The organism is Kitasatospora sp. NPDC101108, assembly GCF_055584725.1.
Genome location: NZ_JBVJLM010000004.1, coordinates 51,156 through 76,011, shown reverse-complemented (window position 1 = coordinate 76,011; position 24,856 = coordinate 51,156). Strand labels below are relative to the sequence as shown.

At 76.4% G+C, this 24,856-nt stretch carries 2 protein-coding genes (1 of these 2 running past the window's edge); both read right to left on the bottom strand.

Annotation, left to right across the window (positions count from 1 at the left end; translation table 11 throughout):
* Positions 1-25: 25 nt before the first annotated feature.
* Complete coding sequence (locus ACZ6Z8_RS11495) at positions 26-10,249, bottom strand: SDR family NAD(P)-dependent oxidoreductase (protein WP_465608526.1); 10,224 nt, start codon at positions 10,247-10,249, stop codon at positions 26-28.
* Positions 10,250-10,259: 10 nt separating this feature from the next.
* Positions 10,260-24,856, bottom strand: partial view of a type I polyketide synthase gene (locus tag ACZ6Z8_RS11490; RefSeq protein ID WP_465609148.1) — the 3' portion only. It continues 13,729 nt past the right edge of the window; the window shows 14,597 of its 28,326 coding nt (coding positions 13,730-28,326); the start codon falls outside the window, past its right edge; the stop codon is at positions 10,260-10,262.

The window sequence follows — 24,856 nt, the reverse complement described above, 5'->3', positions numbered from 1 at the left end:
CCTTCCTGTGTAGAGGCAGGTGCGGTCAGCGGTCGCTGAGACGGCCGAGCTCGTTGTCGATGAAGGCGAGGACCTCGTCCGCACTCGCCGCTTCGAGTCGCTCCGCGACGCCGTCCTCGGCATTCTGGGCGTCGAGGATTCGCAATTTCTCCAGCATTCGGCGCAGCCGGAGGGAGACCGCGTCCCGGGTCGCCCGGTCGGTGTCGCCGTCCGCCAGGGCCTCGTCGAGCCGGTCGAGTTGTCCGAGCAGCGCGGCACCGTCCGCGGTGTCCCGCCGGTCCAGGAGCACACCGAGGAGGTGGGCGGCCAGAACGGCCGGGGTGGGGTGGTCGAAGACCAGGGTGGCGGGCAGCCGCAGGCCGGTGACGGCGGTGAGGCGGTTGCGCAGTTCCAGGGCGGTGAGGGAGTCGACGCCGAGGTCGTGGAAGTCCCGGTCGGCCTCGACGGACTGCGCCGAGCCATGGCCGAGGACGGCCGCGGCCTCGGTCCGGACCAGGCCGGTGAGGTGGCGCAGCCGGTCGCCCTCGCGCAGTCCGGCCAGCCGGGCCGCCAGCGCGGTGACCGTCCCGGTGCTGCCGCCTCCGGACTCGGCCGCCCGGCGGGCGCCGCGGACCAGGCCGCGCAGCAGTGCGGGCACGGCGCCGGGCATCCTCGACGGGCCGGCGGCGCGGCCGATGGGGACGAGGTAGGGCTCGTCGAGGGTCATGGCGGTGTCGAGCAGGGCGAGGCCCTGTTCCTCGGTCAGCGGCGGCACCCCGGCGGAACGGATCCGCTGCAGATCCGCCTCGGAGAGGGTCCCGGTCATCCCCGCCGTGGGCACCCACGCACCCCAGCCCAACGACTGCGCCACCAGCCCCTGCTGACGACGCCACGCCGCCAACGCGTCCAGGAACACGTTCGCCGCCGCGTAATTGCCCTGCCCCGCACTGCCCATCACCCCCGAAACCGAGGAGAACAACACGAAAGCCTTCAGGTCCTGCCTCGCCGTCAGCTCGTGCAGGTTCCACGCCGCGTCCACCTTCGGCCGCAGGACAGCCCTCAGCCGCTCAGGAGTCAGCCCACTGACCACACCGTCGTCCAGCACACCGGCCGCGTGCACCACACCGGAGACCGTCCGGCCCTCCAGTGCCCCGGCCAGTGCCACCCGGTCGGCCGCGTCGCAGGCCAGCACCTCGACCTCGGCGCCCAACCCCCACAGTTCCTCCACCCACTCACCGCGACCGCCCCGCCGGCTCAACAGCAGCAGATCACGCACCCCGTGCTCCACCACCAGATGCCGGGCCACCAGACGACCCAGACCACCCGTACCACCCGTGATCACCACCGTCCCACCGCCCCAACCGGACGAGGACCCGGCCACCGCCATGGCACGCGCCAGCCGACCGACCCGCACCGCACCCCGGCGGGCCACGAACTGGAAGTCACCGTCGGCCGGTTGAGCGGCGAGGACGGGCAGCGCGGCCGTGGTGTCCGCGGCGGAGCCGACGTCGAGCAGGGCGAAGCGGCCCGGGTTCTCCGCCTCCGCTGCCCGCACCAGACCCCACACAGCCGCACCGGCCAGGTCCGAGACCTCATCCCCCGGCACCGCACCCCTGGTCACGAAGACCAGCCGCGAACCCCCGAAACGCTCCTCCGCCAACCACTCCCGCACCAGCCCGAGCGCCCACGCCGTGACCTCGTGCACCACCTCCGGAACCCGCCCGCCCACGACCGGCACGGACACCAGCACCGCATCCGGCGCCTCGGCCAACGAGGCCAACGAGGCCATGGGCCCGTCCAGGGTCGCCGAGCGCACCGGCCCGTCGGCCGTCGAGGGCGCGTCCACCCAGTCCAGCCGCAGCAGCGCCCCGGCCGGCACGGCGTTCGCGCGGACGGCGGCCGGCTCGGCCAGGGTCAGCGACCCCGCCGACAGCACGGGTCCGCCGGCCGCGTCCATGACCTCGACCGACACGCAATCCTCACCCGTCCGGGCGACGCGCAGCCGCACCACGGCCGCGCCGGTCGCATGCAGCGCCACCTCCCGCCAGTCCACGGGCACCAGCCGCGCACCGTCCTCGGGGCCGAGCAGACCGGCCGCCTGGACGGCGGCCTCCAGCAGCGCCGGGTGCAGCCCGTAGGGCGTCGCGTCCTCGGCCCGGCCGGGCAGAACAGCCTCGGCGAACACCTCCTCGCCCCGCTGCCACACCGCGCGGAGCGTACGGAAGGCCGGGCCGTGGTCCAGCGGGTCGTGGCAGCTCTCCGCTTCGACGGCCGATGCGTCCGCCGGGGGCCACACCGAGGTGTCGAACCCGCCGTCGCGGCCGCCGACCGCCAGGGTGCCGGTGGCGTGGCAGGTCCACGGCTCCTCCAGGGCGTCGGCCGGGCGGGCGTAGCAGCCCAGCGGGCGCGTGCCGGAATCGTCGGGCGCGCCGACCACCAGTTGGACGGCGATGGCACCGTCCTCCGGCAGCACCAGCGGCTCGGCGACGGTCAACCGCTCGACGCGGTCGCAGCCGGCCTGGTCCCCGGCCCGCAGGGCCAGCTCCAGCAGCCCGCCGGCCGGGAACACCGCCACTCCGCCCACCCGGTGGTCGCCCAGCCAGGGCTGCGCCGCCAGCGACAGCCGTCCCGTCAGCAGGACGCCCGCCGAATCGGCCGGGGAGACGACCGCTCCCAGCAGCGGGTGCTCGGCGGACGCCAGACCGGCGCCGGTCACGTCACCGGTGCGGGCGGCCTGCGCGGGCCAGTAGCGCTCGCGCTGGAAGGCGTAGGTCGGCAGGTCGACCCGCCGGGCGCCGGTGCCGTCGAACACCCGGGCCCATTCCACCGGCACGCCGACGACGTGCAGCCGGGCGAGGCCGGTCAGCAGGGCGGCCTCCTCCGGGCGGTCCGCACGCAGCGCCGCGGCGGCGACCCGGCCGGTGCCCTCGGCCGGGTACTCGTCCTCACCCTCGGGCTCACCCTGGCCGAGGGTCCGTTCGGTGAGGGCGGTGAGCACGCCACCGGGGCCCAGCTCCAGGTAGTCGGTGGCGCCGGCGGCGTCCAGGGTGCGGAGGCCGTCGGCGAAGCGGACGGTCTCGCGGACGTGGCGTACCCAGTAGTCCGCGTCGGTCGTGCCGGCGAGCAGCTCGCCGGTCAGGTTGGAGACCAGGGGGATCGAGGGCGCGTGGCAGGTCAGACCGTTGAGGACCGTACGGAACTCGTCCAGCATCGGGTCCATCAGCGGCGAGTGGAAGGCGTGCGAGACCCGCAGGCGGGTCGTGCGGCGGTCCGCGAAGTGCGTCTCGACCGCCGCGACCGCTTCCTCCGCGCCCGAAACGACCACCGAGGACGGGCCGTTCACGGCGGCTATCGACACCGACTCACCCAGCAGCGGCCGGACCTCCTCCTCGGTGGCCTGCACGGCGAGCATCGCGCCGCCCTCCGGAAGCGCCTGCATCAACCGACCACGGGCGGCAACCAAGGTGCAGGCGTCCGCCAGCGAGAACACCCCCGCCACGTGCGCGGCGGCCACCTCACCGATCGAATGCCCCGCCACGAACTCCGGCTCCACGCCGAGTGATTCGACCAGCCGGAACAGCGCCACCTCCACCGCGAACAACCCCGCCTGGGCGAACTCGGTCCGGTTCAGCAGCTCCGCGTCCTCACCCCACACCACCTCCCGCAGCGGCAGGTCCAGCTCCGCACAGACCGCGTCGAAAGCCTGCGCGAACGCCGGGAACCGGGCATACAACTCCCGCCCCATCCCCAACCGCTGCGACCCCTGACCGGAGAACAGCAGCGCGAGCCGCCGCTCACCGGCCACACCCCGCGCGACCTCCACGCCGTCCAGCAGCACCGCCCGGTGCCCGAACCGCGACCGGCCCGCCAACGACAGCCCCACGTCCACGGGCGAGCCGGCCGACCCGGCGAGGCCGGCCAACTGTGCGTCCAGCGCCGCCCCCGAGACGCCCGAAACCACCCACGGCACCGTGCCCGGCTCGACCGGCGGCCGCGCTTCCGCGTCCTCCTCCTGCGGCGCCACCCGCGGCGCCTCCTCGACGATCACGTGCGCGTTCGTCCCGCTGATCCCGAACGAGGAGACCCCGACTCGCCGGGGCCGCTCCCCGCCGGGCCATTCGCGGGCCTCCGTCAGCAGTTCCACCGCCCCGGACGACCAGTCGACGTGTGAGGAGGGCGTGTCCACGTGCAGGGTCTTCGGCAGTACCCCGTGCCGCATCGCCTCGACGGTCTTGATGACCCCCGCCACACCGGCGGCCGCCTGGGTGTGACCGAGGTTGGACTTCACCGAGCCCAGCAGCAGCGGGAGTTCACGGTCCTGCCCGTACGTCGCCAGCAGCGCCTGCGCCTCGATCGGGTCACCCAGCCGGGTCCCGGTGCCGTGCGCCTCCACGGCGTCCACCTCGGCGGCGGACAGCCCGGCGTTGGCCAGCGCCTGGCGGATCACCCGCTGCTGGGACGGCCCGTTCGGCGCGGTCAGCCCGTTCGACGCGCCGTCCTGGTTGACGGCGCTGCCGCGCAGGACCGCCAGCACCGGGTGCCCGTGGCGCCGCGCGTCCGAGAGCCGCTCCAGCACCAGCACGCCCACGCCCTCCGACCAGCCCGTGCCGTCCGCCCCGTCCGCGAAGGCCTTGCACCGCCCGTCCGGGGCCAGGCCGCCCTGACGGGTGAAGCCGAGGAAGCTCATCGGCGTGGACAGCACGGTCACCCCGCCGGCCAGGGCGAGCGAGCATTCGCCGCTGTGCAGGGACTGCGCGGCCAGGTGCATCGCCACCAGCGAGGAGGAGCAGGCGGTGTCGATGGTGAGGGCGGGCCCCTCCAGACCGAGGCAGTACGACACCCGGCCCGAGATCACACTGTTGGCCAGCCCGGTGCTCGCGTGCCCCTCCACCTCCTCTCGCGAGTTCATCACCAGCGAGGCGTAGTCCTGTCCGGTGGTGCCGACGAAGACACCGGTTCGGCTGCCGCGCAGCGCCACCGGGTCGATGCCGACCCGCTCGAACGCCTCCCAGGACGTCTCCAGCAGCAGTCGCTGCTGCGGGTCCATCGCGAGGGCCTCGCGCGGGGAGATCCCGAAGAAGCCCGCGTCGAAGTCGCCCAGACCGGTGAGGAAGCCGCCCCGACGGGTGGCGCTGACGCCGTGACCGGTGCCGAACAGCGCGTCCAGGTCCCAGCCGCGGTCGGACGGGAAGCCGGAGATGCCGTCGCGGCCCTCGCTCAGCAGCCGCCAGAGGTCCTCGGGTGAGGCGACGCCGCCGGGGAACCGGCAGGCCATGCCGACGATCGCGACCGGTTCTCCGGCCGCGGGGGCCGTGGTGGCGGCCGGGACCGCCGGGGCGGCGACCCCGTCGAGGAGTTCGGCGAGGAGGTGTGCGGCGAGGGCGTGCGGGGTCGGGTGGTCGAAGACCAGGGTCGCCGGGAGCCGGATCCCGGTGACGGCGGTGAGGCGGTTGCGCAGCTCGATCGCGGTGAGGGAGTCGAACCCGAGGTCGCGGAACTCCCGCCCCGGGTCGACGGCCCGGGCGGAGGCGTGGCCGAGGACGGCGGCGGCCTCGGTACGGACCAGGTCCACGAGGTGGCGCGGCCGGTCGGCCTCGCGCAGGGTGTGCAGACGGGCGGCGAGGGCGGCGCCCGTCCCCGTGCTGCCTGCGGCGGTCCGTCGCCCGGCGGGGAACAGGGCGCGGAACATGCTCGGCAGCTCGCCGGACGGGCGCGTTCCGGCGGCCATCCGGCCGGTCGCCACGAGGTAGGGCTCGTCCAGGGTCATGGCGGTGTCGAGCAGGGCCAGGCCCTGCTCCTCGGTCAGCGGCGGCACCCCGGCGGAGCGGATCCGGTGCAGGTCCGTCTCGGAGAGGGTCCCGGTCATGCCGTCGGTCGGCGCCCAGGCGCCCCAGCCCAGGGACTGAGCGGGCAGGCCCTGCTGACGGCGCCAGGCGGCCAGGGCGTCCAGGAAGACGTTCGCCGCCGCGTAGCTGCCCTGGCCGGCGCTGCCCAGCACGCCCGATACGGACGAGAACAGCACGAAGGCCTTGAGGTCCTGGTCGGCCGTCAGCTCGTGCAGGTTCCAGGCCGCGTCCACCTTGGGCCGCAGGACGGTGGTGAGCCGTTCGGGCGTCAGTCCGGTGACCACGCCGTCGTCCAGCACACCGGCCGCGTGCACCACGCCGGTGACCGTCCGGCCCTCCAATGCCCCGGCCAGCGCCACCGGGTCGGCCGCGTCGCAGGCCAGCACCTCGACCTCGGCGCCGAGCTCCCGCAGTTCCTCCACCCACTCACCGCGACCGCCCCGGCGGCTCAGCAACAGCAGCTTCCGAACACCGTGTTCGGCCACCAGGTGTCGCGCCACCCGCCGCCCCAGGCCGCCGGTGCCGCCCGTGACGACCACCGTGCCCGGGCCCCAGCCGCCGGGCGCCCCGCCACTCGGGGTCCGGGTCAGCCGGCCGACCCGGACGACGCCGTCACGTACCAGCACCTGGGACTCGCCCACGGCCAGCACGGCGTCCAACGGCACGTCACCGTCGGTGTCCACCAGCACGAAGCGCCCCGGGTTCTCCGACTCCGCCGCCCGCACCAGACCCCACACAGCCGCACCGGCCAGGTCCGAGACCTCATCCCCCGGCACCGCACCCCTGGTCACGAAGACCAGCCGCGAACCCCCGAACCGCTCCTCCGCCAACCACTCCCGCACCAGCCCGAGCGCCCACGCCGTGACCTCGTGCACCACCTCCGGAACCCGGCCGCCCGGTACGGACACCAGCACCGCATCCGGCACCTCCCCGTCGAGCTCCGCCGGCGACTCCACCCACACCGAACGGACGGCCGCCCCCGTACGGGACGGTGCCGGCACCCACTCCAGCCGCAGCAGCGACCCGCCCGGACCGGCCGGAGCGACGGGCGGATCGCCCAGCTCCACCGATTCAGCGGAGATCACCGGTTCCCCGGCGGCGTCCGCCACGGCGAGGGACAGCGTCTTCGCGCCCGTCCGCACCAGCCGGGCCCGCACCACCGACGCCCCCGAGGCATGCAACGACACCCCCGACCAGCCCACCGGCACCAACCCACGGCCGTCCGCCCGCACCACCGACGCCAGCAACGCCGGGTGCAGACCGAAGCCCGCGGCACCGTCGGGCGACTCGGCCTCGACGAAGGTCTCCTCGCCCCGCCGCCAGACGCCCTCGCCCTGCGGTGCCGCGCCGGCCGGCGGCCAGACCGTGGCGTCGAAGTCGGCGGTGCGCGCTCCGGTGGTCAGCAGCCCGGTGGCGTGTTCGGTCCACGGCTCGTCCAGGGGGCCATCGGGGCGCGAGAAGAACGTCACCGCCCGGGCGCCGGTCCCGTCCGGCGCGCCCGCGCGGATCTGGACCATCGTGCCGTCGCCGGTGCCCAGGGGCAGCGGGCTGGTGACGGTGAGCCGCTCGACCCGGTCGCAGCCGACGTGGTCGCCGACCCGGAGTGCCAGCTCCAGGAACCCGGCGGCCGGGAAGACGTCCGCGTCACCGTCCCAGGCCACCGTGCCGGGCGAGAGCCGCCCGGTGAACACCACACTGTCCGTGCCGGCCAGCGGCACCGCCGCGCCGAGCAGCGGGTGGTCCGCCGCCAGCAGTCCGGCGGCGACGACGTCCCCGGTGAGGCTGCCCGGGGCGGGCCAGTAGCGCTCGTGCTGGAAGGGGTAGGTGGGCAGGTCGACGGGCCGGGCGCCGGTGCCGTCGAACAGCCGCGCCCAGTCCACCGGCACACCGGCGACGTGCAGCCGGGCGAGGGCGGTGACCATGGCGGTCTCCTCCGGCCGGTCCCGGCGCAGCAGCGGGACGGCCGGAGCGGCGGCCTCCTGGGCGAGGGCCGACAGGACGCCGTCCGGGCCGAGCTCGACGAAGGCGGTGGCCCCGGCAGCATGCAGGGTGCGGAGGCCGTCGGCGAAGCGGACGGCCTCGCGGACGTGCCGCACCCAGTAGTCCGCGTCGGTCGTGCCGGTGACCAGCTCGCCGGTGAGATTGGAGACGAGGGGGATCGACGGCTCGCTGTACGTGAGCCCGTTGAGGACGGTACGGAAGTCGTCCAGCATCGGGTCCATCAGCGGCGAATGGAAGGCGTGCGAGACCCGCAGGCGGCTGGTCTTCCGGTCGGCGAAGTGCGCTTCGATCGCCGCGACCGCTTCCTCCGTGCCGGAAACGACCACCGAGGTGGGCCCGTTCACGGCGGCTATCGACACCGACTCGCCGAGCAGCGGCCGGACCTCCTCCTCCGTCGCCTCGATCGCCAGCATCGCGCCACCGTCCGGAAGCGCCTGCATCAGCCGACCACGCGCCGCCACCAGCGCACACGCGTCCGCCAGCGAGAACACCCCCGCCAGATGCGCGGCGGCCACCTCACCGATCGAGTGCCCCGCCACGAACTCCGGCTCCACGCCGAGTGATTCGACCAACCGGAACAGCGCCACCTCCACCGCGAACAAGCCCGCCTGCGCGAAGTCCGTCCGGTTCAGCCGATCCTGGTCCGTCCCCCACACCACCTCGCGCAGCGGCAGGTCCAGCTCCGCACAGACCGCGTCGAAGGCCTCCGCGAACACCGGGAACCGGGCATACAACTCCCGCCCCATCCCCAACCGCTGCGACCCCTGCCCCGAGAACAGAAACGCCGTCGAACGCTCGCTCGCGACACCCCGCGCGACCTCCACGCCGTCCACCAGCAGCGCCCGGTGCCCGAACCGCGACCGGCCCGCCAACGACAGCCCCACGTCCACGGGCGAGCCGGCCGACCCGGCGAGCGCGGTCAGCCGGGCGAGCTGGGCGCCCAAGGCAGCCTCGGACTTCGCCGACACCACCCACGGCACCGCGCCCGGCTCGACCGACGGCCGCGCCTCCGCATCCTGCTCCTGCGGCGCCTCCGGCGGTGCCTCCTCGACGATCACGTGCGCGTTCGTCCCGCTGATCCCGAACGAGGAGACCCCCGCCCGCCGGGGCCGCTCCCCGCCCGGCCACTCCTGCGCCTCCGTCAGCAGCCGTACGTCGCCCGCCGACCAGTCCACCCGCGCGGACGGCCGCTCCGCGTGCAGGGTCTTCGGCAGCACCCCGTGCCGCATCGCCATCACCGTCTTGATCACACCCGCGACCCCGGCCGCCGCCTGGGCGTGGCCCAGGTTCGACTTGACCGAGCCGAGCCAGAGCGGCCGGCCGGCCTCCCGTCCTCGCCCGTAGGTGGCCAGCAGCGCCTGGGCCTCGATCGGGTCGCCGAGCGGAGTCCCCGTCCCGTGCCCCTCGACCGCGTCCACCTCGGCGGCGGACAGCCCGGCGTTGGCCAGCGCCTGGCGGATCACCCGCTGCTGAGACGGCCCGTTGGGGGCGGTGAACCCGTTGGAGGCACCGTCCTGGTTGACCGCCGAGCCCCGGACCACGGCCAGCACCCGGTGCCCGTGGCGCCGGGCGTCCGAGAGCCGCTCCAGCACCAGCACGCCCACGCCCTCCGACCAGCCGGTGCCGTCCGCCCCGTCCGCGAAGGCCTTGCACCGCCCGTCCGGGGCCAGCCCGCCCTGCCGGCTGAACTCCAGCAGTGCTCCGGGCGTCGACATCACGTTGACGCCGCCCGCCATGGCCAGTGTGCACTCGCCCGCCCGCAGCGCCTGGACCGCCCAGTGCAGGGCGACCAGCGAGGAGGAGCAGGCGGTGTCCACGGTCACCGACGGGCCCTCCAGCCCGAGGGTGTAGGAGAGCCGGCCGGACAGCGCGGAGGCGGCGATGCCGGTGCCGATGTCGCCGGTGGCGTCGGCCGGCGAGCGCACCAGCAGGTAGGCGTAGTCCTGGCCGTTGGTGCCCAGGAACACCCCGGTGCGGCTGCCGCGCAGGGCCGTCGGGTCGAGGCCGGCCCGTTCGAAGGCCTCCCAGGAGGTCTCCAGCAGCAGCCGCTGCTGGGGGTCGGTGGTGACGGCCTCGCGCGGCGAGATCCCGAAGAAGTCCGCGTCGAAGCCGGACACCGCGTCGAGGAAGCCACCGCGCCGGGAGACCCGGGTGCCGCGCTCGTCGACGCCGGCGTCGCGCAGTGCGCCGAGGTCCCAGCCGCGGTCCGCCGGGTAGTCCCCGGTCGCGTCGGCGCCGCTCGCCACCAGGTCCCAGAGGTCCTCGGGCGAACCGATGCCGCCGGGGTAGCGGCAGCCCATGCCGATCACGGCGACGGGTTCGGTGGCCGCGGCCAGCAGCCGGCGGTTCTGCTGCCGCAGCCGTTCGGATTCCTTCAGCGAGGACCGGAGAGCGGCGACTACCTTGTCGTGGGGCGTGGTCATGGGAGCTCCGTCAGTCCTGGGCGTGGTCGGGGTCGTTGCGCAGGGCGGCCTGCACCAGGTCGTCCAGGTCCATCGCGTCGATGGCGTCGTCGTCCTCGGCGTCCTCGGCGGCCCCGACGTCCGCGGCGCCGTCGGCGAGCTTCAGCAGCTCGTCCAGCACGCCGCTGCGCCGGAGCCGGTCCAGCGGGACGGACTCGACGAGGGCCCGCAGGCGGTCCCGCTCGGGTTCGGCGTCCGTGCCGGCCCGTCCGGGTCCGGTGAGCAGCAGGCCGAGCAGGTGCTCGGCGAGCTCGCTGGGGCTCGGGTGGTCGAAGACCAGCGTCGGGGAGAGGTCGAGGCCGGTGGCGGCGCCGAGCCGGTTGCGCAGTTCGACGGCGCCGAGGGAGTCGAAGCCGAGGTCCCGGAAGGCCTTGTCCGGGCCGACCGCCTCGATGCCGGGCAGTCCGAGCACCTCGGCGGCCCGGCCGCGGACCAGTCCGAGCACGGTGGCGGCGCGGCGTGCCGGGGGCAGTCCGGCGAGTTCGGCGCGCAGTTCGCGGCCGTTCCCGGTGTCGCGGCCGTTCCCGGTGTCGCCGCCGGGGCCCTGGGGCTCGGCGTAGCCGGGCAGCTGGGCGAGCAGACGGCTGGGCCGGACGGCGGTGAAGGCGCGCACGAAGCGCTCCGGGTCGACGTCGGCCACCAGGGTGGTCGGGGCGTCGTCGAGGACGGCCCGGCGCAGCGCGCTGACCGCGGCGGCCGGGTCGAGCGGCCGGATGCCGGTGCGGCGGGCGGCCTCGGCGGCCCGGGTGCCGGCGGCCATGCCGCTGCCGCCCCAGGCGCCCCAGGCGATCGAGGTGGCCGCCTGCCCGTGGGCGCGGCGGCGCTCGGCGAGGGCGTCGAGGAGGGCGTTGGCGGCCGCGTAGTTGCCCTGGCCCGGGTTGCCGACGGCGGCCGAGGCGGAGGAGAACAGGGCGAAGACGGCCAGGTCCTGGTCGGCGGTCAGTTCGTCGAGCAGCAGGGCCGAGGCGGCCTTGGCCCGGTGGACGGCGGTGAAGCGGTCCGGGTCGAGGCCGTCGATCACGCCGTCGTCGAGGACGCCGGCGGCGTGGACGACGGCGCTGAGCGGCTGGTCGGCGGGCACCGCGGCCAGGACGGCGGCGAGCGCCTCCCGGTCGGCCGCGTCGCAGGCCGTGATGGTGACGGTGGCGCCGGCGGCGGTGAGGTCCTCGCGGAGTCCGGCCGCGCCGGGCGCGTCGGGGCCCCGGCGGCTGAGCAGGAGGAGGTGCCGGGCCCCGGCGGCGGCGAGGCCGCGGGCGACCTCGCCGCCGAGCGCGCCGGTGCCGCCGGTGATCAGCACGGTGCCGGTGGGCTCCCAGAGGCGCTGGTCGTCGCCGGTTCCGCCGGGGGTGGCGGCCAGCCGGCGGGCGAACAGGCCGGTGCGGCGGACGGCGAGCTGGTCCTCCCCGGCCGGGTCTGCCAGGACGGCGGCCAGCAGGGCCGCGGCGTCCCGGTCGACGGTTCCCGGCAGGTCGATCAGCCCTCCCCAGCGCTGCGGGAGTTCGAGGGCGGCGACCCGGCCGAGGCCCCAGACCGCGGCCTGCGGCAGGCCGGTGACGCGGTCGCCGGGGGCGGCCGCGACGGCCTCCCTGGTGAGGCACCACAGCGGGGCGCCGATCCGGGCGTCGCCGAGGGCCTGGAGGAGGGTGGCGGTCCGGGCCGGTCCGGCGGGGGTACCCTCCGCGGTGCTCTCGTCGAGCGCCAGGAGGGACAGCACTCCGCTGAATCCGCTGCCGCCGTCCGGGAGTTCGGCGAGCTCCTGGGCGAGGCGGGCGCGGTCGAGGCCGGCCGCGACGGTCAGCCGGACGGTGTCCGGGCCGAGCGCGCCGAGCACGGTCTCCACCCAGGCGTCGTCGCCGTGGCCGGCCGGCAGCACGGCCAGCCAGGTGCCGGCCGGGGCGCCGGAGCGGGCCCGGTCGAGCGGCTGCCAGACGATCCGCCGGCGGAGGGCGTCCACGGCGGCCTGCTCCTCGCGCCGGTCGTGCCAGTCGCGCAGCGCGGGGAGGACCTTGGCGAGCGCGTCGCCGTCGACGTCGAGGGTGTCGGCCAGCGCGTCGAGGGACTCGGTGCGCAGCGCCGTCCAGAACTCCCCGTCGGCGGTGGCCGGAGCCGGGGCCGGGGTGGGCTCGGGCCAGTAGCGCTGCCGCTGGAACGGGTAGGTGGGCAGGTCGACCCGGCGGGCGCCGGTGCCCTCGAAGACGGCGGGCCAGTGCGGTGCCAGCCCGTCGGCGTGCAGCCGGGCGACGGCGGTCAGCAGGGTGGTCCGTTCGTCGCGGCCGTGCCGCAGGGCGGTCGCGGTGACCACCGGGCGGGCGGGGTCGGCCTGGGTGGCCCCGCCGGCCTGGACGAGCGCGGACAGCACGCCGTCCGGCCCGAGTTCCAGGTGGCGGCGCACGCCGCGGGCGGCCAGGGTGGCCAGGCCGTCGGCGAAGCGGACGGCCTCCCGGACGTGCCGGACCCAGTAGTGCGCCCCGGTCTCCCCGGTGACGATCTCACCGGTCAGGTTGGAGACGAGCGGGATGCGCGGGGCGGTGCAGGCGATGCCCCGGGCGGTCCGCTCGAAGTCGTCGAGCATCGCGTCCATGTGTACGGAGTGAAACGCATGGCTCACCCGCAAACGCCTAGTCCTGCGTCCGTCGGCCGCCAGGCCGGCGGCGATGCGCTCGACGGCCTCGGCGTCGCCGGAGAGGACGACGGCGCGCGGGCCGTTGACGGCGGCGATCGACACGCCGTCCGTCAGCAACGGCAGCACCTCCTCCTCCGCCGCCTCGACCGAGACCATCGCTCCCCCACGGGGCAGCGCCGACATCAACCGCGCCCGGGCCGCCACCAGCGTGCACGCGTCCTCCAGCGAGAACACCCCGGCCACGTGCGCGGCCGCCAGCTCCCCCACCGAATGACCCACCACGAAGTCCGGCCGCACACCCCACGACTCCACCAGCCGGAACAACGCCACCTCCAGCGCGAACAACGCCGGCTGCGCGAACCCCGTGTCGTCCAGCAACCCCGCCTCCACCGACCCCTCCTCCGCGAACAACACCTCACGCAGGGGGCCGGCGAGCCGGCCCTCGAAGCCGGCCAGCACCGCGTCCAGCGCCTCGGCGAACACCGGCTCGGAGGCGTACAACCCGCTTCCGGCGCCGGGGCGTTGCGACCCCTGGCCGGGGAACAGGAAGGCGGTCCTCGCACTGCGGGCCGAGCCCTGGACGGCCTCGCCGCCGGGGCGCCCGTCGGCGAGGGCGCGCAGGCCCCGGACGAGTTCCTCCCGGTCGGCGGCGAGCAGCACGGCCCGGTGGTCGAGCAGGGTGCGGGTGGTGGCCAGCGAGTGGCCGAGGTCCCGGACGGTCAGGCCGGGGTGGCCGGCGAGCCGGTCGAGCAGACGGGCGGCCTGTTCGCGCAGCGCCTCCGGGGTGGCGGCGGAGAGCGGGACGGGCAGGGTCCGGTCGTCCGGCCGGTCCCCGGCCGGTCCGGCCGCCGGCGGCGGCTCCTCGGCGGGCTGTTCGAGGATCACGTGGGCGTTGGTGCCGCTGGCGCCGAACGCCGAGACGCCGGCCCGGCGCGGGCGGCCGGTGTCCGGCCAGTCGCGGGCCTCGGTGAGCAGCTCGGCGGCGCCGGCGGTCCAGTCGACGTGGGCGGACGGCGTGTCCAGGTGGAGGGTGCGCGGCAGCAGGCCGTGCCGCATGGCCAGCACCATCTTGATCACCCCGCCCACTCCGGAGGCGGCCTGGGTGTGGCCCAGGTTGGACTTCAGCGCGCCGATCAGGACCGGCCGCTCACGGTCCTGGCCGTAGGTGGCCAGCAGCGCCTGGGCCTCGATCGGGTCACCCAGCCGGGTGCCGGTGCCGTGCGCCTCGACGGCGTCCACCTCACCGGGTGTCAGGCCGGCGCCGGCCAGCGCGCGCCGGATGACGCGCTGCTGGGACGGCCCGTTGGGCGCGGTGATGCCGTTGGACGCGCCGTCCTGGTTGACGGCGGAGCCGCGCAGCACGGCCAGGACCCGGTGGCCGAGGCGTTCGGCGTCGGAGCGCCGTTCGACCACCAGGACGCCGACGCCCTCGGACCAGCCGGTGCCGTCGGCCCCGTCGGAGAAGGCCCGGCAGCGCCCGTCCGGGGACAGCGCGCCCATCTCGCCGAACTCGACGAAGCCGACCGGGCTGGACATCACCGTCACACCGCCGGCCAGGGCGAGCGAGCACTCGCCGGCGCGCAGCGCCTGGGCGGCGAGGTGCAGGGCGACCAGCGAGGAGGAGCACGCGGTGTCCACGCTCACCGACGGCCCCTCCAGGCCGAGGGTGTAGGAGAGCCGGCCGGAGAGCAGGCTCGCGGACTGGGCGGTCTCGACGTGGCCGAGCTGGCCGATGGCGGGCCGGTAGTCGCCGCTGCCGCCGCCGACGAACACGCCGGTGTCGCCGCCGCGCAGGCCGGCCGGGTCGATCCCGGCGCGCTCCAGCGCCTCCCAGGCGGTCTCCAGCAGCAGGCGCTGCTGCGGGTCGACGACCAGTGCCTCGCGCGGCGGGACGCCGAAGAAGGCCGCGTCGAACTCGGCGGCGTCGTACAGGAATCCGCCGTGCCCGGTGACGCTGCGGCCGCGGCCGTCGCGGTCGCCGTGGGCGAGCCGGTCGAGGTCCCAGCCGCGGTCGGTCGGGAACGGTCCGATGGCGTCCGTGCCGTCGAGCAGCAGCTGCCAGAGGTCCTCGGGCGAGCGAACGCCGCCGGGGTAGCGGCAGCCCATGCCGACGATCACGATCGGGTCGTCGGTGTCGACGGCCGCGACCGGGCGTTCGGCCTCGCCCGCCTCGTCGAGGAGTTCGGCCCGCAGGTGGGCGGCCAGGGCCGCCGGGGACGGGTAGTCGAACACCAGGGTGGCGGGCAGCTTCAGGCCGGTCGCGGTGGCGAGCCGGTTGCGCAGGTCGACGGCGGTCAGCGAGTCGAAGCCGAGGTCCTTGAAGGGGTGCGCGGCGGGGACGTCGTCGGTGTCGGCGTGGCCGAGCACGGCGGCGGCCTCGGCCCGGACGAGTGCGAGCAGGGCCTCGGTGCGCTCGGCGGCGGACCGGTCGCGCAGGTCGGCGCGCAGTGCCTCGGCCCGGGCGGATCCACCGCCCGGCTGCCGCGGCTCCGCGGTGCGCCGGGCCTCGGGCAGTTCGGCGAACAGCCGGGTGGTCCGGGTCTCGCCGAAGGCGGGGGCGAACCGCTCCCAGCTGACCTCGGCGACGGTGACGGCGGCCGGGCCGTCGGCGGCCGCCGCCAGGGCGGTCAGCGCGCGTTCGGGGGCGAGTGGCGGCAGCCCGTTGGCGCGCAGGTGAGCGGCGAGGGAGTCGGGGGTGCTGCCGGTCCAGGCACCCCAGGCGACGGCGAGTGCGGCCCGTCCGGCGGCCCGGCGGGACTGGGCGGCGGCCTCCAGGAGGGCGCCGGCGGCGGCCTCGTCGGCCCGGCCCTTGATGCCCCAGGTGCCGGCGATGGATCCGAACAGCAGGAAGGCGTCGAGCGGCCGGTCACCGAGCGCGGTGTCGAGTGCGGCGAGTTCGGCGAGCAGTCCGGCGAGCTGCTCGTCGGGTGTGCCCGGCGCGGCGGTGCGGCCGGTGTGCAGGACGGCGGTGAGCTCGGGCCGGTCGAGCGCGGAGGCCAGGGCGGCGGGGTCGCCGGGCGCACCGGTGACGACGCCCAGCCCGGTGCCGTGCTCGGCGAGTTCGGCCCCGAGCCGCTCGACGGCGGACGAGCCGTCGGCCGTGTCCCCGGCGGTGAGCAGCACCACCTGGCGGGCTCCCGTACGGGCGAGCCAGCGGGCCGTGGACGCCGCGTGGCCGTCCGGGTCGCCGATCAGCAGGACGGTGCCGCGCGGGGTCCAGGGGCGCGCGTCGGCGTCCGTGGTGGCGCGGACCAGGCGCCGGGCGAGGGCGCCGGAGGGGCGCAGGGCGAGCTGGTCCTCCCCGTCGGGAGCGGTCAGCAGGGCGCGCAGCCGGGCCGCGGTGGGGGTGTCGGGCGCCTTGGCGAGGTCGACCAGGCCGCCCCAGCGCCGCGGGTGCTCCAGCGCGGTGACCCGGCCGATGCCCCAGGCGGCGGCCTGGGCGGCGCGGTCCGGGGCCTCGGTGTCGCCGACGGCGACGGCTCCCCGGGTGAGGCACCACAGCGGCGCCTCGATGCCGGCCTCGCCGAGCGCGGCGAGCAGTTCGTCCGGCCGGGCGAGCCCGGTGGGCAGCGCGTCCTCGGCGGCGAGCAGCGTGATCACGCCGGTGACCGCCCCGGCGTGCGGCGCGAGCCGTTCGACCAGCGCGGCGCGTTCGTCCCGACCGGTCTCCAGCCGGAGCACGTCCGGACCGAGGGCGGTGAGCACCGCCGCGGTCCACGGGTCGTCGGCCCGGCCGGCCGGCAGGACGGCCAGCCAGCCCTCGGGCAGGGCCTCCGGTCCGGCGGGGACGGCGTACGGCCGCCAGGCGGTGCGGTAGCGCAGCCGGTCGGCGTCGGTCCGGGCGCTCTGCCGGCGGCGCCAGGTGGACAGTGCGGGCAGCAGCTCGGCGAGCGAGCTGTCGTCCGCCAGTCCGAGGGCGGTGCCGAGCGCGGCGGTGTCGGCGCGTTCGACGGCGGACCAGAAGGCGGCGTCCGCCGGGTCGCCACCGGCCGCGGCGGGTTCGGGGGCGCGCTCGGGCCAGTACCGCTCGCGCTGGAACGGGTAGGTGGGCAGGTCGACGCGGGCCGCGCCGGTGCCGGCGAGCAGTGCGGTCCAGTCGACCGGCACACCCGCGACGTGCAGCCGGGCGAGCGCGGTGACCAGGGTGTGTTCCTCCGGCCGGTCGCGACGGCAGCTCGGTTCCACCACGCAGTCGTGCTCGCCGGTGGAGCGCTGGGCGAGCGCGCTGAGCACGCCGTCCGGGCCCAGTTCCAGCAGGGCGCCGGCGCCGGCGCCGAGCAGGGCGCGGACGCCGTCGGCGAAGCGGACGGTCTCCCGGACGTGGCGCACCCAGTAGTCCGCGTCGGTCGTGCCGGTGACCGGCTCGCCGGTCAGGTTGGAGACCAGGGGGATCGACGGCGCGTGGTACGTGAGCCCGGTGAGGACGGCACGGAAGTCCTCCAGCATCGGGTCCATCAGCGGGGAGTGGAAGGCGTGCGAGACCCGCAGCCGGGTCGTGCGGCGGTCAGCGAAGTGCGCTTCGATCGCCGCGACCGCTTCCTCCGCACCCGAAACGACCACCGAGGACGGGCCGTTCACGGCCGCCAGCGCGACGGACTCGCCGAGCAGCGGCCGGACCTCCTCCTCCGTCGCCTCGATCGCCAGCATCGCGCCACCCTCCGGAAGCGCCTGCATCAACCGGCCACGGGCGGCGACCAGGGTGCAGGCGTCCGCCAACGAGAACACCCCCGCCACATGAGCGGCGGCGATCTCGCCGATCGAATGCCCGGCCACGAACTCCGGTTCCACACCGAGTGATTCGACCAGCCGGAACAGCGCCACCTCCACCGCGAACAACCCCGCCTGCGCGAAGTCCGTCCGGTTCAGCAGCTCCGCGTCCTCACCCCACACCACCTCCCGCACCGGCTGGTCCAGGTGCTGGTCCAGCCGGGCGCAGACCGCGTCGAAGGCCTCCGCGAACACCGGGAACCGGGCGTACAGCTCCCGCCCCATCCCCAACCGCTGCGACCCCTGACCGGAGAACAGGAACGCCGCCGCCCGGTCCGTGGCGAGGCCGCGCGCGACCTCGACGCCGTCCAGCAGCACCGCCCGGTGGGTGAGGGAGGCCCGGCCGGCGGCCAGCGAGTGGGCCACGTCGAGCGCGGACGCGCCCTCGACCGTGCCGAGCCGGGCCAGCGAGGCGTCCAGCGCGGCCTCGGACCTGGCGGACACCACCCAGGGCGCGGCACCGGCCCGCACCGGGGCAGCGGCGGCCGGTTCGGCCTCGGGAGCAGGTTCGACCCGGGGGGCCTGTTCGAGCAGCACGTGCGCATTGGTGCCGCTGACCCCGAAGGCCGAGACGCCGGCCCGGCGCGGACGGCCGGTCTCCGGCCACTCCCTGGCCTCGGCCAGCAGCTCGACGGCGCCGGCCGTCCAGTCGATGTGCCGCGAGGGCGTGTCGACGTGCAGGGTGCGCGGCAGGACGCCGGCCCGCAGGGCCAGCACCGTCTTGATCACCCCGGCCGCCCCGGCCGCCGCCTGGGTGTGGCCCAGGTTGGACTTCACCGACCCGACCAGCAGCGGGAGTTCACGCTCCCGCCCGTACGCGGCCTGCAGGGCGTGCGCCTCGATCGGGTCGCCGAGGGCGGTGCCGGTGCCGTGCGCCTCGACGGCGTCCACCTCACCGGCGGTCAGGCCCGCGTCGGCCAGCGCCGCGCGGATCACCCGCTGCTGGGCCCGGCCGTTCGGGGCGGTCAGCCCGTTGGAGGCGCCGTCCTGGTTGACGGCACTGCCGCGCAGGACCGCCAGCACCGGGCGCCCGTTGCGGAGGGCGTCGGAGAGCCGCTCCAGCACGAGGACGCCCGCGCCCTCGGACCACGCGGTGCCGTCGGCGGCGTCGGCGAAGGCCTTGCAGCGGCCGTCGGCCGCCAGTCCGCCCTGCGCGGTGAACTCGACGAAGGCGTCCGGGCTGGACATCACCGAGGCGCCGCCGGCCAGGGCCAGCGAGCACTCGCCGGCGCGCAGCGCGCGGGCGGCCAGGTGGAGCGCCACCAGGGCGGAGGAGCAGGCGGTGTCCACGGTGACGGCCGGGCCCTCCAGCCCGAGGGTGTAGGACAGCCGGCCGGAGAGCACGCTCGCGGTGTTCCCGGTGGCGGCGTGCCCGCGCACGTCGGCGGTGCCGCGGCGCAGCACGGTCAGGTAGTCCTGGCCGTTGGTGCCGACGAACACGCCGGTGTCGCTGCCGCGCAGCCGGTCGGGGGCGATGCCGGAGCGCTCCAGCGCCTCCCAGGAGGTCTCCAGCAGGAGCCGCTGCTGCGGGTCCATCGCCAGCGCCTCGCGCGGCGAGATGCCGAAGAAGCGTGCGTCGAAGCGGCCGACGTCGTCGAGGAAGCCGCCGTGCAGGGTGGCCGAGCCGCCCTGTCCGAGGGCGTCGAGGTCCCAGCCGCGGTCGGTGGGGAACGGGCGGACGGCGTCGGCGCCGTCGGCCAGCAGCCGCCACAGGTCCTCGGGGGTCTCGATGCCGCCGGGGAAGCGGCAGGCCATGCCGGTGATCACCACCGGGTCCTCGGCGACCGGGCGCGGGGCCGCTGTCCGGCCCGCCTCCGGCAGGCTGCCGAGGAGTTCGGCGAGCAGGTGGGCGGCGAGGTCCGCCGGGGTCGGGTGGTCGTAGACCAGGGTTGCGGACAGGGTGAGTCCGGTGGCGGCGGTGAGCGTGTTGCGCAGTTCGACGGTGGTCAGCGAGTCCATGCCGAGGTCGGTGAAGGCCTGGTCGGCGCCGATCCCGTCGCCGCCGGGGTGGCCGAGGACGGCGGCGACCCGGCTGCGGACGAAGTCCAGCAGGAAGCGCCGGCGGGCCTGTTCGGGCAGCTCGGCGACGCGCTGCCGCAGCCCGGACTCCGGGGCGGCGTCGGTGCGGCGCCCGGCCGGCCCGGCCAGGTCGGCGATCAGGGGGAACGGGCGTTGGGCGGTGAACACGGCGGCGAAGCGCTGCCAGTCGATGTCGGCGACGGTGAGCGCGGTGTCCTGGTGGTCGAGGGCGTGGCCGAGGGCGGCCAGGGCGCGCCCGGGCGCCATCGGCGCGTACCCGCCCCGGCGGACCCGCTGTTCGACCCCGTTGCCGGCCCCGGCCATGCCCTCGCCGGCCCACGGGCCCCAGGCGATCGCGGTGGCCGGACGGCCGTCGGCTCGCCGCTGTTCGGCGAGGGCGTCGAGGTGGGCGTTGGCGGCGGCGTAGTTGGCCTGGCCCGCGGCACCGAGGGTGCCGGCGGTGGAGGTGAACAGGACGAAGGCGTCGAGGTCGGCCTCACGCGTGAGGTCGTCCAGGTGCCGGGCCGCGTCGGCCTTGGGCCGGAACACTTCGGCGAAGCGGTCGGCGTCCAGGGTGTCGAGGGTGCCGTCGGCCACCACGCCGGCGGTGTGGAACACCGCGCTGAGCGGCCGGTCGGCCGGTACGGCGGCGAGGACGGCCGCGAGGGCGTCGCGGTCGGCGACGTCGCAGGCGACCAGGGTGGCCTCCGTCCCGAGGGCGGCGAGGTCGGCGCGCAGCCGGTCGGCGCCCGGGGCGTCGGCGCCGCTGCGGCTGAGCAGCAGCAGGTGTCCGGCGCCCCGTTCGGCCAGGTGGCGGGCGAGATGGCCGCCGAGGCCGCCGGTGCCGCCGGTGATCAGCACGGTGCCGCGGGGCGCGTACGGCCGGGTGGCCGGCCGGTCGCCGATCGGGTGCCGCACCAGGCGGCGGGCGAAGGTGCCGGAGGCGCGGACGGCGAGCTGGTCCTCGCCGTCGGTGCGGGTGAGCGCGGCGGCCAGTCGGCGCAGCACGGTGTCGTCCGGCTGCCCGGTGCCGTCCCGCTGCCCGGACTGCTCCGACTGCTCCGACGGTTCCGGCAGGTCGACCAGGCCGCCCCAGCGGGCGGGCAGTTCGAGGGCGGCGGAGCGTCCGAGGCCCCAGACGGCGGCCTGCCGGGGGTCGGCGGGCCGGTCGGAGCGGCCGGTGGAGACGGCGCCGCGGGTGAGGCACCACAGCGGGGCCGGCAGGTCGGCGTCGCCGAGGGCCTGGACGGCGGTGGCGGTGGCCGCGAGCGGGTCGCCGCCGAGGGCGAGCAGGGAGAGCACGCCGGTGAAGCCGTCGCCCTCCCGGGCGGCTGCGCGCAGGAGTTCGGCGAGCGCGGCCCGGTCGGCACCGGCCGGGGTGATCAGCGGTACGGGCTGGTCGACGATCCGCTCCAGCCACGGCACGGGCTCGGTGGTGAGGACCAGCCAGCGGCCGGCCGCCGGGCCGGTGCCGGTGCCGCCGGCACCGGCGGTGTCCAGCGGGGTCCAGGAGGCGCGGTAGCGCCAGGCGTCGACGGCCGCGTGCTCGCGCCGGCCCCGGCGCCAGCCGGCCAGTGCGGCGACGGTGTCCCGGTCGAGGTCCAGTCCGGCGTCGAGGGCGCTGAGGTCGCCCTGGTCGACGGCCGCCCAGAACGCGGCGTCCACCGGATCGGTGCCGGTCGGCGCGGGCCGGCCGGTCTCGGGCCAGTAGCGCTGCCGCTGGAAGGGGTAGGTGGGCAGGTCGGTGCGGCGGGCGCCGGTGCCCTCGAAGACGGCGGCCCAGTGCGGCCGGGTGCCGTGGACGAAGAGCGTGGCCAGCGCGGTGCCGAGGGTGGTGACTTCGGGCCGGCCGGGGCGCAGCGCGGCGGCGCCGGGGAGCGCGCCGTCGTCCCCGAGGGTGTCCCGGGCCGCGGCGGTCAGGGTGCCGTCCGGCCCGAGTTCGAGCAGCAGTCCGGCGCCGCGCCCGGCGAGGGCGCGGACGGCGTCGGCGAACCGGACGGTGCCGCGCACCTGCCGGACCCAGTGGTCGGGGGCGCCGAGGTCCTCGGCGCCGGCGGGCGCTCCGGTCACGGTGGAGATCAGCGGGATCGCCGGGGCGTGCCGGGTGAGGGTCGCCGCGACCCGGGCGTAGGCGGCGAGCATCGGCTCCATGTGCGGGGAGTGGAAGGCGTGCGAGACCCGCAGCCGCTTGGTCCGCCGGTCACCGAACTCGGCGGCGATCCGCAGGACTTCGCTCTCGTCGCCGGAGAGGACGACGGCGCGCGGGCCGTTGACGGCGGCGATCGACACGCCGTCCGTCAGCAACGGCAGCACCTCCTCCTCCGCCGCCTCGACCGAGACCATCGCTCCCCCGCCGGGCAGCGCCGACATCAACCGCGCCCGGGCCGCCACCAGCGTGCACGCGTCCTCCAGCGAGAACACCCCCGCCACGTGCGCGGCGGCCAGCTCCCCCACCGAATGACCCACCACGAAGTCCGGCCGCACACCCCACGACTCCACCAGCCGGAACAACGCCACCTCCAGCGCGAACAACGCCGGCTGCGCGAACCCCGTGTCGTCCAGCAACCCCGCCTCCACCGACCCCTCCACCGCGAACAACACCTCACGCAGGGGGAGTCCGCGGTCGGGGCCGGCGCCGTCCGGGTCCGGTCCCACGAGGTCGAAGCGGGCCAGCACCGCGTCCAGCGCCTCGGCGTAGACCGGGTACCGCCGGTACAGCTCACGGCCCATGCCGGCGTACTGGCTGCCCTGGCCGGTGAACAGGAAGGCCAGGCCGCCGCCGACCGGCCGGCCGGTGACCAGGGCCGCGTCGGGCAGCCCGTCGCGCAGGGCGGTGAGGGCGCGGCGCAGGTCCGCCGGGTCACCGGTGCTGACGGCGGCCCGCCGGTCGAGCGCGGCCCGGGTGGTGGCGAGCGAGAACGCCAGGTCGGCGAGCGGCGGTTCGGGCTGCCGGTCCAGCACGGCGAGCAGTCGGGCGGCCTGGCCGCGCAGCGCCTCGTCGGTGCGGGCCGAGAGCACGACGGGCAGGGTCCGGCCCTCCTGCGGCGCGGCGGCCGGCGGCGTGGCGGGGCCCTGTTCCAGGACCACGTGCGCGTTGGTACCGCTGAGGCCGAAGGAGGAGACGCCGGCCCGGCGGGGGCGCCCGGTGTCCGGCCAGTCGCGGGCCTCGGTGAGCAGCTCGACGGCGCCGTCGCTCCACTCGACGTGGCTGGACGGCCGGTCGATGTGCAGGCTGGCCGGCACCCGGCCGTGCCGCATGGCGAGCACGGTCTTGATCACCCCGGCGACGCCGGAGGCCATCTGGGTGTGGCCCAGGTTGGACTTCACCGAGCCGAGCAGCAGCGGGAGTTCGCGGTCCTGGCCGTAGGTGGCCAGCAGCGCCTGGGCCTCGATCGGGTCGCCGAGGGCGGTACCGGTGCCGTGCCCCTCCACCACGTCGACCTCGCCCGCGGTCAGCCCGGCGTCGGCGAGGGCGGCGCGGATGACGCGCTGCTGGGACGGCCCGTTGGGCGCGGTGAGGCCGTTGGAGGCGCCGTCCTGGTTGACCGCCGAGCCCCGGATCACGGCGAGCACCGGGTGGCCGAGGCGTTGGGCGTCGGAGAGCCGCTCGACCAGGACGAGGCCGACGCCCTCGGCGAGGCTCATGCCGTCGGCGGCCTCGGCGTAGGCCTTGCAGCGGCCGTCGGCGGCCATCGCGCGCTGGCGGCTGAAGCCGACGAAGGCGTTCGGGGTGGCCATCACGCTGACGCCGCCGGCCAGCGCGAGGCTGCTCTCCCCGTTGCGCAGCGACTGGCAGGCCAGGTGCAGGGCGACCAGCGAGGAGGAGCAGGCGGTGTCGAGGGTGACGGCCGGGCCCTCGAAACCGAAGGTGTAGGAGATCCGGCCGGAGAGCACGCTCGGGATGGTGCCGGTGACCAGGTGGCCTTCGGCGCCGTCCTGGACGGAGTCGCCGGGGGTGTAGTCCTGGTAGCTGGCGCCGATGAAGGTGCCGGTGCGGCTGCCGCGCAGCGCGGCCGGGTCGAGCCCGGCCCGCTCGACCGCCTCCCAGGCGCTCTCCAGCAGCAGGCGCTGCTGCGGGTCCATGGCGATCGCCTCGCGCGGGGAGATGCCGAAGAAGGCGGCGTCGAAGTCGGCGACCCCGCGCAGGAACCCGCCGCGCACCGAGTAGGTGCGGCCGGGCGCGTCCGGGTCCGGGTCGTAGAGCCCCTCGGTGTCCCAGCCGCGGTCGGCGGGGAACTCGGTGATGGCGTCGCCGCCGTCGGCGACCAGCTGCCAGAGGTCCTCGGGGGAGGCGACGCCGCCGGGGTAGCGGCAGCTCATGCCGATGATGGCGATCGGCTCGTCCCTGGTGGCCGGGCCGGTGTCGGGCACGGCTGCGGCGGTGTCCGTCCCGGCGATCCGCTCGCGCAGGTGGCGGACCAGGGCGCGCGGGTCGGGGTGGTCGAAGACCAGTGTGCTGGGCAGGGTCAGTCCGGTGGCGGCGGCCAGCCGGTTGCGCAGGTCGACGGCGGTCAGCGAGTCGAAGCCGACGTCGCGGAAGGCCCGCTGCTCGGACAGCACCTCGGGCGAGGCGTGGCCGAGCGTGGTGGCCGCCTCGGCGCGGACCAGGTCCAGCAGCCGGCGCTCCTGCTCGGCGGCCGGCAGGGCGCGCAGCCGGGCGGCGAACTCGCCGTCCCCGGTGGCCTGCCGGCCGGCCTCGGCGAGCCGGCGCACCTCGGGGACGTCCTCGAACAGCGCGGTGGGGCGGCCGGAGGTGAAGACCGGGTGGTACCGCTCCCAGTCGACGTCGGCGATCGCCAGCACCCGCTCGTCCCCGTCGAGGGCCTGGCGCAGCCCGTCCAGGGCGAGGGCCGGGTCCATGAAGACCAGTCCGCTGCGGCGGATCTGGCCGGGGTCGACCCGGCCGAGCTTGAGGTCGTCGGCCCAGATGCCCCAGGAGACGGCGGTCGCCCGGCCGCCGCGGGCGCGGCGGTGCTCGGCGAGCGCGTTGAGGTAGGCGTTGCCGGCGACGTAGGCGGCGTGCCGGCCGCTGCCCCACATCCCGGCCGTGGAGGAGTACAGCACGAAGGCGTCGAGCTGGTCGTCGGGCAGGAGTTCGTCCAGGTGCCGGGCTCCGGTGGCCTTGGCGTGCAGGACCTTGGCGAAGGCCTCGGGGGTGG

Bases quoted from the DNA above. Each gene is read 5' to 3' on its own strand.
- ACZ6Z8_RS11495 (WP_465608526.1), bottom strand. From the start codon at position 10,249: ATGACCACGCCCCACGACAAGGTAGTCGCCGCTCTCCGGTCCTCGCTG.